General features: G+C 68.5%; 7 protein-coding genes and 1 tRNA gene. 3 read left to right on the top strand and 5 right to left on the bottom strand.

From position 1 onward, the window contains the following. The first annotated feature begins 8 nt into the window (after positions 1 to 8). Positions 9 to 2,150: an HD domain-containing phosphohydrolase gene (locus V6B97_RS05000; RefSeq protein ID WP_333505396.1), complete on the top strand. Its 2,142-nt coding sequence runs from the start codon at positions 9 to 11 to the stop codon at positions 2,148 to 2,150. A 98-nt stretch (positions 2,151 to 2,248) separates the two neighbouring features. Here the strand turns inward: V6B97_RS05000 and V6B97_RS04995 are convergent, their stop codons facing one another. The 5 genes from V6B97_RS04995 to V6B97_RS04975 all read right to left on the bottom strand — a co-directional run bounded on the left by V6B97_RS04995 (position 2,249) and on the right by V6B97_RS04975 (position 9,325). Further along, positions 2,249 to 4,669: a methyl-accepting chemotaxis protein gene (locus tag V6B97_RS04995; RefSeq protein WP_333505395.1), complete on the bottom strand. Its 2,421-nt coding sequence runs from the start codon at positions 4,667 to 4,669 to the stop codon at positions 2,249 to 2,251. A gap of 263 nt (positions 4,670 to 4,932) precedes the next feature. Next, positions 4,933 to 5,718, bottom strand: a complete 786-nt coding sequence (locus V6B97_RS04990) for an RNA methyltransferase (protein ID WP_333505394.1) — start codon at positions 5,716 to 5,718, stop codon at positions 4,933 to 4,935. A gap of 208 nt (positions 5,719 to 5,926) precedes the next feature. Next, positions 5,927 to 6,436: a DUF456 domain-containing protein gene (locus V6B97_RS04985; RefSeq protein ID WP_333505393.1), complete on the bottom strand. Its 510-nt coding sequence runs from the start codon at positions 6,434 to 6,436 to the stop codon at positions 5,927 to 5,929. A 293-nt stretch (positions 6,437 to 6,729) separates the two neighbouring features. Then, positions 6,730 to 8,034: a phenylacetate--CoA ligase family protein gene (locus V6B97_RS04980; RefSeq protein WP_333505392.1), complete on the bottom strand. Its 1,305-nt coding sequence runs from the start codon at positions 8,032 to 8,034 to the stop codon at positions 6,730 to 6,732. Between the two features lie 154 nt (positions 8,035 to 8,188). Then, complete coding sequence (locus V6B97_RS04975; protein WP_333505391.1) at positions 8,189 to 9,325, bottom strand: DUF1786 domain-containing protein; 1,137 nt, start codon at positions 9,323 to 9,325, stop codon at positions 8,189 to 8,191. A gap of 355 nt (positions 9,326 to 9,680) precedes the next feature. Between V6B97_RS04975 and V6B97_RS04970 the strand changes: the two genes are divergently transcribed. Continuing rightward, positions 9,681 to 9,767 (top strand) — tRNA-Leu (locus V6B97_RS04970). Positions 9,768 to 10,097: 330 nt separating this feature from the next. Further along, complete coding sequence (locus tag V6B97_RS04965; protein WP_333505390.1) at positions 10,098 to 11,564, top strand: cytochrome c peroxidase; 1,467 nt, start codon at positions 10,098 to 10,100, stop codon at positions 11,562 to 11,564. Positions 11,565 to 11,657: the final 93 nt, after the last annotated feature.

Raw genomic sequence — 11,657 nt, 5'->3', positions numbered from 1 at the left:
GAGGACCCATGGCAGAGAACAGCGCATCGACAGGTACGCCGGACCGCGACAGACCCGCCGGACGCTCGCGGCTTCTGTGGTTCGGCATCGTGGTGCTTGCGGTCACCGTGGCGGCGGCCACGGTGGGGGCCTACTGGAACATCTCCGACGCACGGCGCAAGCTGGAGACGGACATCGCCCAGCGGCAGGCGGTGCTCACGCTGGCCCGCGTGGAATCCGTGCACCTGTGGCTGGCTTCCATGACCGAGCAGGGGGCGCGGCTGATCAACGCCGACCTGTTCCGGCTGTTCGCCTCGGAGGTGAACCAGCTGGAAGGCGACGTGGGCCTGCTGCTGAATAAGCCGGGTCAGGACGGGAACAAGGCGGGCAAGCCGGGCGCCGTTCAGGGCGACGACGACATCTCGCAACTGGCCGCGCAACTGCCGCTGATGCGCAACCTGCTGCGCGAGTTCGTCACCTATTCCGACTTCGTGTCCGGGCGCATCGTGAACACCCGCGCCCAGACCTACATCTCCACGGACGCCACCCCCGTGCCGCTGGGCGAGGACCAGCAGGCCGCCATCCGCACGGTGCTGGAAACGGGGCAGATGCGCTTCTCGCACGCCCGTTCCACCCAGACCGGGCTGGTGCTGGACCTGTTCATGCCCATCCTGCCGCCCCAGTTCGAGGCGGCCACCGGCGCGCGGCCCGTGGCGGTGCTGATGCTGTCCAAGATCATCTCCGGCAAGGTGGGCGAGTTCCTGGCCGCCTCGCCGCTGGTGGAGAAGGGGCAGGTGTCGCGCCTTGTGCAGCGCACCCCGCGCGGCTTCGAGGAAATCGCCCCCTCGGCCCAGGAAGGGTTGAAGAACGTGCCCCCGCCCGTCTTCGCCGAAACCGGCGACCTGCCCTTCATGCAGCGCGTCTCGGTGGATGGCGGCACGCAGGTGTACTCCACCGGGCGCAAGGTGGCGGACATCGAATGGTGGACCGTGGAGGAGATTCCCGCCGACCTCGCGCTGGCCCGCCTGGCCGAGCGCGAGCGCACCGTGGTGGGGCTGGCCGTGCTGTGCACCCTGCTGCTGGTGGTCATGCTGGCCTCGCTGTGGTGGTGGCTGGTGGGGCGGGAGCAGCGCGAGATCGCGCGGGACTTCAAGGCCCTGTTCGAGGTCATCGACGACCAGAAGCAGCTTCTGGACGGCATCAACTCGGCCATGACCCACCCGGTCTCGCTCACCGACGACCAGGGCGTGTTCCAGTACGTGAACCGGGCCTTCGCCCGCGCCGCGGGCCGCAGTCCCGAAGAACTGCTGGGCATGGACATGCAGGCGGTGTTCGGCTTCGACACCGCCCGGCGGCTCACCGCGCCCGACGCCCAGGTGCTCATGGGCGGCGACCCGGCGACGCTGACCGAAGTGGTGTACCTGAGGTCGCAGAAGCGCCACTTCCAGATCGTCAAGGCCCCGCTGTTCGGACCGGACGGCAGGCAGGTGCGCGGCGTGGTTTCGGTGTTCCACGACATCACCGACCTGGTGGAGGCGCAGGAACGCAACCGCCGGGTGGTGCAGCAGACCATCGACGCGCTGGTGCGCGCCATCGAACAGATCGACCCGTACCTGGCCGGGCATTCGCGGCTGATGGGCCTTGCGGCCAGCCTGACGGCGCGGGCCATGGGCCTTGGCGAGCGCGACGTGGCCACGGTGGAGGCGGCGGCCAACCTTTCGCAGGTGGGCAAGATGTTCGTGCCGCGCGACATCCTGAACAAGCCCGGCAAGCTCACGGCCGAGGAAAAGCAGGAGATGGAGCGCCATGTGGAATACTCCCGCGACGTGCTGGCCTCCATCGAGTTCGACCTGCCGGTGCTGCCCGCCATCATCCAGATGAACGAGCGGCAGGACGGCAAGGGTTACCCGGAGTGCCTCCTTGGCGACGGGATATGCCTCCACGCGCGCATCCTGGCCGTGGCCAACGCCTTCTGCGCCATGCTGCGGCCGCGCTCGTACCGCCCGGCCCTGCCGCTGGACAAGGTGCTGGACGCCCTGGAAAGCCAGACCGACAGCTACGACGTGAACGTGGTGCACGCCCTGCGCGACGTGCTGGACACCCCGGCGGGCGAACGGCTGCTGGGCCAGATCGGCGGGGCGGCTACCGGCGGGGCCGACGACGAGGCCTAGCCGGACAATCGCCGTCCGCGCAACGGATGGGAACGGTTAATAAAAAGGGGGGCGCCATGCGGCGCCCCCCTTCGTATCGTTGGCAGGTCGGGTGCGCGTCAGGCGCGCATCTCGGCGGTGAGGCGGCGCAGGTCGCCGGCCAGCCCGGCCAGTTCGTTCACGGCCGTGGCCGAGCGGGACATGATTTGCGCCGTGTCCTGGGCGATGATGTTCACTTCCTCGGTGGACCGGCTGATCTGCTCGCTGGCGGCGGACTGCTCTTCCGAGGCGGTGGCGATGGAGCGCACCTGGTCGGCGGTCTGGTCCACCATGGTCACGATCTCCTTCAGCGCGCCGCCGGAGCGTTCGGTAAGCTCGGTGGAGCGCATCACCGCGTCCACGGCCGCCGCCGTGGCCTGCACGTTGTCGCGCGCGCCGGACTGGATGGAGGCGATGGCCTGGCCCACCTCGCGGGTGGCGTTCATGGTCTTTTCGGCCAGCTTGCGCACCTCGTCGGCCACCACGGCGAACCCGCGCCCGGCGTCGCCGGCGCGCGCCGCCTCGATGGCGGCGTTCAGGGCCAGCAGGTTGGTCTGGTCGGCGATGTCCTCGATGACCTGCATCACCCGGCCGATGTCCTCCGCCTGGCGGCCCAGCCCTTCCATGTTGGCGCGCAGGTCCACGGCCAGGTCGCGCACGCCGGTGATGGCCTGCACCACGCCGGCCACCAGTTGTTCGCCCTCGTCGGCCTTGGCCCGCGCGCCCTCGGCGTTGCCCGCCGCCTGCGAGGCGTTGTGGGCCACCTCCAGCATGCTGGCGTTCATCTGCTCCATGGCCGTTGCCGTCTCCGCCGTGCGGGCGCGCTGCCGGTCGGTGCCGCCGTTGGCCTCGTCCACCTGGCGGGCCAGTTCTTCGGCCGCCGTGGCCAGTTGCCGCGCGATGTCGTCGGCCTGTTCGGCCACGCGGGTGATGGCGGCGTGCTGGGCCTCGACGCGGGCCTGCTGGGTGCGCAGTCCGGTGACGTCGGCGTAGATGGTGAAGGCCCCGATGAGGGCGCCGTCCAGGTCGTACAGCGGGGCCACGTCCACCTGGGCATGCACCGGCTTGCCCGTCTCGGTGGTCAGGTCCACGCTCAGGTTGCATTCGGCGCCGCCGCTTTGCAGACACCGGCGGGTGGCCATGTCGTCCATGGCGCGGCCGTACACGAAGCGGTCCAGCGGCTTGCCCACCCAGTCCTGCGGGGTGCCGGGGCGCTCCAGCATGTCCACCAGCGCCGCGTTGGTGAACACCACCTTCTCGTCGGGAGAACTGATGGCGAAGGGCACGGTCATGCCGTTCAGCACGCCCTGGGTGAAGCCGAGCTTGTTCTTCATCTCGGCCACCATGGCGTTGACGGCGCCGATGGTGTCGCCCACCGCGTCGCGCGCCTCGTAGCGCATGGCGGCGGAAAAGTCGCCGGAGGCCACGGTGCGGGCGTAGGCGGCCAGTTGCCCCATGGGCTTCATCAGTTCGCGCACCAGCAGCCACACGAACAGCACCGCCAGCGCCAGCGCGGCCGCGCCGCCGCCCGCGGTCCAGCGCAGCATGTCGGTATCCGCGCCCTGGAGCATCTCGTCGCGGGTCATGGCCACGGCCAGGTACAGGTCCCACGGCTCGAAATAGCGCACGTAGCCCACCTTGAGCCCGTCGTACTCCCATTCCAGGAAGCCGTTGCGGGTTTCCAGCATCTGCCTGCCGTAGCTGTCCTGCAGGATGTTGGTGCCGGTGCGGGTGGGGTGCAGCAGGCGGGCGCCGTCGGGCGTGAAGATGAAGGTGTAGCCGCGGCCGCCCACCTTGGCCTGCCCGAACATGGTGCGGAAGGCCTCGCCGAGCAGGGGTTCGCCCACGAACAGCGCGCCGATGACCGTGCCGTAGGCGTCCTTCACCGGGCGGTAGTGGGTGCGGAATGCCTTGCCCATGACCATGGCCCGGCCGGTGTAGTCCTTGCCTGCCGCCATGGCCTGGTACACCGGGCTGGATTCGGGGATGTAGGTGTCGATGGCGCGCTTGCCCTGCGCGTCGGTGATGGTGGTGGCCACGCGCAGCAGCTTGCCGGGCAGCAGCACGAACAGGGTGGCGTCGGAACCCACGGTGCGCTTGTGGCGTTCCACCAGGGCGTTGGGCGAAAAGGGCAGGGGCGTGCCGTCGCCGGTCAGTTCGAAATTCGGCACGGCGACGCGGGATTTTGCGCCGCTGGATTGGTCGGTGACCTCGTGCTCGGTTCTGCCGGTGGCGTTGAGGTGCAGTTCGCCTTGGCCCAGCAGCGAACCGGACAACGCCTCCAGGCTGTTGTGCAGGGCTTCGCCGCCGATGCTGTCCTGCATGGCGGCCACGTCGCACATGGCGTCCATGAATCCGGCAAGGTTGTCGTGCCCCATCCGGTCCAGCGTGCCCTGGGTGCGCCAGGCCACGATGCCGGACAGGAACACGATGGTGCACAACACCACCATGATGACCCCGGAATACATCTTGGTGGTGATCCTGAGTGTATCCAGCCGCATTGTCGTCGCCTCCCGTCGGCATTTTCCATGGTACGTAAGTCCCCACTTCCCTGGCCGGGTGGTTGCACTATTTTTCACAAGAGGTCAATCGATTTCTCCATATATGGCCGTGTTAGTCGCTGCGTCACATCGCGGAACGGAAAGCCGCGCCGTGCGGATGCCGCCGCGCGGCACTGGAGTCGCACCCGTGGCGGCGCAATGGAAAAGGCCCGGCATGGTGGCCGGGCCTTCGGGAATTGTGACGGGTGGGGGAGGGCCGCCGGTCAGTCCGTGCGTTCCCCGTCCGGCCTGGGCGTTGCGGTCCCGGCCAGGGCGGCCATGCGTTTCACCTGGCGGCACACGCCCATGACCAGGTCGAATTCGTGGCGGCGCAGCCGGGTGCGGCCAAGGAAGCGGCGCACCGGCATCATGAAGTAGTCCGGGTTGTCGGCGCGCAGGTAGTCGATGGCCAGCAGGGTGTCGCGCAGGGTGTCGTGCAGCAGTTCCAACTCCGCATGGTTGGCCAGACGCGAATCCGGGGCGGGGCCGGGCCGGAACGGGTGCGCCGACGCGCCCTTCAGGCATTCGTACAGCACCACCAGCACCGCCTGGGCCAGGTTCAGCGACGAGGCATCGGGCGCGGTGGGGATGGTCAGCAGCCGATGGCAGTGCTCTATCTCGTCGTTGGTCAGTCCCCGGTCCTCCGGGCCGAACACCACGGCCACCCGGTCGCCCCCGGCCAGCACCGGGCAGGCTTCCGCCGCCGCGCGCTCCGGCGAGAGCAGTTCGCGCCGCCACCCGCCCGTGCGCGCCGTGGTGCCGAACACCAGCGCGCAGTCCGCCACCGCCTCGGCCAGCGTGGCCGCCACCCGCACCCCGGACAGGATGTCCTGCCCCTTGGGTGTGGCCAGCGGCACCGCCTTGGCCGGGTCGCCGTCCGCCTCGCTCCAGCGCTCCGGGTCCACCAGCACGATGTCGCGCGCGCCCATGTTGGCGCACGCCCGGGCCACCATGCCCACGTTTTCCGGGAACCGGGTCTTTACCAGGACGACAGACAGGTTGTGCAGCATTGTCGTATGGGGAAGAAGGTTGGAAGAAGAGGGGAAAGACAGGAATATCGGGGGAAGGGAGGAAAAATTTCGCTCTGCGGTCGCCATCCGTAAGACTCGCGCTCTGCGCTCGCCTAACGGCTGCCGCAAATTTTTCCTCCCTTCCCCCGAACCCCCATCCCTCCTTTCAAACTTTTTATTTGGTCCGTTGAACAGAGGGGTGGGAAGCCTACGCGGGCCAGACCTGCCTCGCGCCCATCACCGCCACCACGGCGCCGGCGGCGAACTTGAGCGACAGGCCCAGGAACTTGCCCACCAAGGCGCCCCAGGCGGCCTGGCGGGCCGCGTCGCGCGGGCGGCCATGGCTCAGTTCCGCAAGGTAGCAGCCGAACCACGCCCCGGCCAGAGCGCCGGGCAGCGCGCCCAGGCCGAACAGGAAGGGCGCGCCCAGAATGGCCCCGGCAATGGCCCCCACGATGCCGCCGAGGTTGCCCCGCCCGGTGGAGCCGTGGCGCTTGCCACCCAGCATCTGCACGCCGAATTCCAGCACCTCGCCCACGGCGGCGGCCCCGATGATCGTTGCGAAGAACCACGTGTCCATGCCCGGCGCGGCGGGGGCCAGCAGCTTCCACAGCGCCAGCACGCCCACGGCCAGCCAGTTGCCCGGCAGGCCGAACACGTTGAGCCCGATCATGCCGAACAGCACGATGATGCACAGGGTGGCGAGGATGTAGTCCATGGGGCTCCGTGAGGATATGGGGACGAGGGGTTGGCGATGTTGCCCCAGCTTAACCGCGCACGCCCCAATTGAAAAGTTTTGAGGGCGGGAAGGGGGTGTGGGGGAAGGGAGGGAACTTTTCGCTCTGCGGTCGCCATCCGTAATGTTCGCGCGTTGCGTACGATGGCCGTACGGCTCGCAAGCTCGCCAACGGCCACGCTTCGCGCCCTTTGGGTCGATCTGCGCGCTCACAAACGGCTGCCGCAAAAGTTCCCTCCCTTCCCCCACGTTCATGTTTTCGATGTCTTTCCGCCTTACAACGCGGGGCGTTCGCGCAGGTCCTGCACGCGCTGGGCCTTGCCTTCGCTTTTGGGCAGGCTGTTGTGCTGGACCAGGTCCACCTTGGGGGTGACCAGGATTTCGTCGTGGATACGACGGGTGATGCGTTCGCGCAGGCCGTGCAGCTTGCGCATGTCTTCCTCGAAGTATTCGTCGCGGATTTCCACCTTCACGCGCAGCACGTCGCGGAAGTCGTCGCGTTCCAGCACGATGAGGTAGTTCTGGCCCACTTCGGGGAAGCCCATGAGCACCTGTTCCACCTGCATGGGGTAGATGTTCACGCCCTTGACGATGAGCATGTCGTCGGCGCGGCCCAGGATGCGGTCCAGGCGGCGGTGCACGCGGCCGCAGGCGCATTCGCCGGGCAGGAACCGGGTCAGGTCGCGGGTGCGGTAGCGCAGGACGGGCATGCCCTGGCGGCACAGGGTGGTCATGACCAGTTCGCCCACCTCGCCGTCGGGCACAGGCTCGCCGGTGGCGGGGTCGATGATTTCGGCGATGTAGGCGTCTTCCCAGACGTGCAGGCCGTTCTGGTGCACGCACTCGAAGGCCACGCCGGGGCCGTTCATCTCGGACAGGCCGTAGGAGTTGTAGGCTTTCAGGCCCAGCATGTCCTCGATGCGGCGGCGGGCTTCCTCGGTGTGCGGCTCCGCGCCGATGAGCGCGATGCGCAGGGGCAGGGCGGCGGGGTCGTCGCCCTCGTCGCGCAGGGCGGCGCCCAGGTACAGCGCGTACGAGGGGATGATGTGCGCCACGGTGGTCTTGAAGTCGCGCACCAGCTTGACCTGGCGGCGGGTGTTGCCCGCCCCGGCGGGGATGGTCAGGCAGCCCAGGCGTTCGGCGCCGTAGTGGATGCCGAGGCCGCCGGTGAACAGGCCGTACCCGGCCATGTTCTGGAACACGTCCTCGCGGCGGATGCCCACCATGTACATGCAGCGGGCCATGAGGTCGGCCCAGGAATTGAGGTCGGACTGGGTGTGGTAGACCACGGTGGGGGTGCCGGTGGTGCCGCTGGATGCGTGCATGCGCACCAGTTCGGACTTGGGCACGCAGAGCAGCCCGTCGGGGTACTGCGAGCGCAGGTCGTCCTTGCTGGTGAGCGGGATGCGCCGCACGTCGTCCAGCGAGCGGATGGAGCCCGGGGTGACGCCCGCCTCCTTCAGCCGTTTGCCGTAGAAGGGCGACTTCATGGCCTGCTCCACGGTGTTGCGCAGGCGGACGATCTGGGCGGCGGTGATGGCCTCGCGGCTCCAGGTTTCGGCGATGTCGAAGAACTCCATGGCACCCCTCTTTTATGGTTGCCCGCGTGGCGGGCCGTGTTGACCGGAAAATGCGCGTGACTGCCGGATGTTGCGAACACGGATGGGCGTGCGCCCGCGCGGGTCCGTGTGGGCCGGGCAGGCCGTACAGGCCGGGCGGGGCCGTGGCGGCGGGCTATGTGCCGTCGCGCAGGGCCAGCCCGTGCAGCAGCCCGTGGCAGCCCGCCAGCATCATGTCGCCGTGCGGGGCGATGAACTGGCCGTGCCCGCGCAGCATTTCGCGGCGCGGCCCCAGCACGAAGGCGGGGCGGAAGCCCTCGGTCTCCGGCGGGATGTCCGGGGCAAAGGCGCTGCCGTGGCCCCCGGCGGCCCGCACCTGCTCGTCGGGCAGCCAGCACAGGCGGAATTCGTTCAGGTCGCGCAGCAGGGTTTCGGTGGTCAGCATGCCGGTATGGTGCTCGTACACGCCCCACACCCGCTGGCGAAAGACCAGAAAGGCGATGGTGTGGCTGTTGCCCGCGTTGACCACCAGCACCCCCTCGCGGGCGCTGCGGGCCTGCACCTCGGGCAGGGCCAGCGCGCCCAGCACGGCGGCCGCGCCGGTATCGGCCACGGGGCCGCCGCCGATGGCCCGCTGCAAGGTGGCCAGCCGGGTGAACTGGGCGGGCGGCGCATCGTAGATCAGGCTGGCGGGGTTGGCGCCTGATTGGCCGTCACCTGATTGGCCGTCCGTGGAAGTATTGAGGAAGCCGCGCCACAGCTCGAAGCGCCCCACGGTGTTGGACCCCTGCGGATGGTGTCCGTGGTCCTGCGCGGCGGCCACCACCAGATGCGGCTGCGGCAGGCCGCAGGTGTCCAGCAGGGCGCGCCAGAAGCCGGGCTCGTAGTCGGCCAGACGCACCGGGACGAATCCGGCGGGGCAGGAGTCGGCGATGTCCACGCCCAGGGCGCGCACCCGTTCCGGGTTGTCGTGCAGGGCCAGGGCGGCGTCGGGGTGGGCGGCCATGCGCAGCCCGGCGGCCACGTGGGCCTTCACCGCGCCGAAGAAGCCGCCGCCCATGTTCTCGCCGTGCAGCCAGACGTGGCGGCCTTCGGCGGTGAGTTCGGCGATGCGCCGGGCCACCCGGCGCGCGGGCGTGGGCAGCACGAAGCGCGGCCAGTTTTCCGGGTTCAGGCCGGGCATGGTCAGCAGCACGTCCTGGGTGCCGCTGCCGATGTCCAGACACAGGATGCTGCCGGGGCCGGGTTGGGGGGCGGGGGCCGGGGAAGCGGTCGGGGCCTGCGGGGCGGAGCGGAGATCGGGTATGTTCATGCGTCGGTATGGTTCGCGTAGGGGTTCGGTGTGGCTGCCGCGCACCGGGGGCCGCGACGGGCCGCAGGAAAGCGCGGGGCGCCGTGCCAAGGCACGGGCGGTCCATGGGGCGGTCCATGGGACGATCCATGGGACAATCCGCGGGACAATCCACGGGGCGCAGCCACGGGGAGCGGCCACCGGAAGGGAACCGGTGCGGCGGCGGTGAAGGCAGGGCACGACAGTACATGCAAACCCGCAACCACCGCAAGCCGCCGAGGGTGCGGACGGCGCACGCGGTTGTCACCGGGGCGCGGAAAAACAGCAGAAAACGCTTGCCAAGCCGGGTTGTCCAAGGCTATACGGTCGTTCCCGCGCCGAGGTGGTGGAATTGGTAGACACGCTATCTTGAGGGGGTAGTGGGAGAAATCCTGTAAGGGTTCGAGTCCCTTCCTCGGCACCATGTTTCGAAGACGCCGCAGTGGAAACGCTGCGGCGTCTTCGTTTGCGCCCGGAATACGGCACGGGAAAATATGGACAAGCACCTTGCGTTGGTTTTGAAATTATTTCATTATCTAAGCATGTTGTTTGATTTTCCTGAGGTATTTAACAGTAATAATTACTATTGCTAAATCTGCATTTTCCGATATAGTCGCTGCACGGATTGGGGTCGTCAAACGATCCAGGGAGTTATCGAACCCGGCGAACCCGCGGCACAGGCCTGAAAGATGGCGACGCTCGTGAGGTTTCGCACAGACTGCGGGCGCGCGGATGCCCGCGCAAGGAGGCGATGATGCGAAAGGGAGCAGCATGGATGATGGCGGGCTGGGCCGTGGCGGCGGTCATCGGGCTTGGCGCGGTCACTCTCGGCGTACCCGGCCTGATCGGGGTGACGGGGGTGACGGGGGTGACGGAGGCGCGCGCGGCAGCCGCCGAAAAGGGACCGGAGGACAAGCAGCCGGTGAAGGGCGTGCCGCAGATGGCCAAGTTCAGGCAGGTGTCGGAAGTGGTGCGCGACAAGTGCATGGCCTGCCACAGCCGCGACTACGACCTGCCCTTCTACGCCAAGGTGCCCGGCATCAAGCAGATGATCGAGAAGGACTTCCGCGACGGCCTGCGCGCCATGGACCTGAACGTGGAACTGGTTGACGCCGCCAAGGACGCGCCGGTGGGCGAGGCCACCATCGCCAAGATGGAATGGGTGGTGCTGAACGAAACCATGCCCCCGGCCAAGTTCACGGCGGTGCACTGGGGCAGCCGCCTGAACGCCGAAGACCGCAAGGCCATCATGGAATGGACGGCGTCCACGCGCGCGGCCCATTACGCCACCGGCGCCGCCTCCAGCCGCGCCAACGAGCCGTTGCAGCCCCTGCCCGAATCGTTGCCCACCGACGCCCGCAAGGTGGCCCTGGGCGAGCGGTTGTTCAACGACAAGCGCCTGTCGGCGGACAACACCCTGGCCTGTTCCGGCTGCCACGCCGAGGACAAGGCGGGCACCGACAACCGCCGCTTCGCCGAGGGCATCCGCAAGCAGTTCGGCGACATCAACGCCCCCACCACCTTCAACGCCGTGTTCAACAGCCGCCAGTTCTGGGACGGCCGCGCGGCCAACCTGCAGGAACAGGCGGGCGGCCCGCCGCTGAACCCCATCGAGATGGGCTCCAAGGACTGGAACGAGATCATCGCCAAACTGGCGGCCGACCCGGACCTGACGGCGGCCTACGCCGCGCTGTACCCCGGCGGCTGGACCGCCGCGGGCATCACCGACGCCATCGCCGAATACGAAAAGACGCTGATCACCCCCAACAGCCGTTTCGACAAGTGGCTGAAGGGCGACGACAAGGCCCTGACCCAGGCGGAACTGGACGGCTACCAGCGCTTCAAGGCGTACCGCTGCTCCAGTTGCCACGTGGGCAGGGCCGTGGGCGGCCAGTCGTTCGAGTACATGGACCTCAAGGCCGACTACTTCAAGGACCGGGGCAATCCGCTGAACTCCGACGTGGGGCTCAAGGGCTTCACCAAGAAGCCCGAAGACCAGCACCGCTTCAAGGTGCCCACCCTGCGCAACGTGGAGCTGACCGCGCCCTACCTGCATGACGGCACCGTGACCACCCTGGACGACGCCGTGCGCATCATGGGCACCTACCTGTCCGGCATGCCCATTCCCGAGGGCGACCGCGCGCTCATCGTGTCCTTCCTGCGCACGCTGACCGGCGAATACAAGGGCAAGCCGCTGACCGGCGTGGCCGTGGCCAGGTAGCGGAGGGCGGCGCGCCGACGCGCGGGCCGCCTGCGACCGAAGACCACGGGACGGAACAACACGCACAAGGGCGGAACGGGCAATTCCCGTTCC

This window comes from Nitratidesulfovibrio sp. 1201_IL3209 (assembly GCF_036763125.1).
Classification (GTDB): domain Bacteria; phylum Desulfobacterota; class Desulfovibrionia; order Desulfovibrionales; family Desulfovibrionaceae; genus Cupidesulfovibrio.
Note: the sequence above shows the minus strand (reverse complement) of the source record. Positions and strands in the feature narration are given on the sequence as shown.

What these genes read in the sequence shown, in the direction of transcription:
- V6B97_RS05000 (WP_333505396.1), top strand. Translation starts at nt 9, where the DNA reads ATGGCAGAGAACAGCGCATCGACAGGTACGCCGGACCGCGACAGACCC.
- V6B97_RS04995 (WP_333505395.1), bottom strand. Translation starts at nt 4,669, where the DNA reads ATGCGGCTGGATACACTCAGGATCACCACCAAGATGTATTCCGGGGTC.
- V6B97_RS04990 (WP_333505394.1), bottom strand. Translation starts at nt 5,718, where the DNA reads ATGCTGCACAACCTGTCTGTCGTCCTGGTAAAGACCCGGTTCCCGGAA.
- V6B97_RS04985 (WP_333505393.1), bottom strand. Translation starts at nt 6,436, where the DNA reads ATGGACTACATCCTCGCCACCCTGTGCATCATCGTGCTGTTCGGCATG.
- V6B97_RS04980 (WP_333505392.1), bottom strand. Translation starts at nt 8,034, where the DNA reads ATGGAGTTCTTCGACATCGCCGAAACCTGGAGCCGCGAGGCCATCACC.
- V6B97_RS04975 (WP_333505391.1), bottom strand. Translation starts at nt 9,325, where the DNA reads ATGAACATACCCGATCTCCGCTCCGCCCCGCAGGCCCCGACCGCTTCC.
- V6B97_RS04965 (WP_333505390.1), top strand. Translation starts at nt 10,098, where the DNA reads ATGCGAAAGGGAGCAGCATGGATGATGGCGGGCTGGGCCGTGGCGGCG.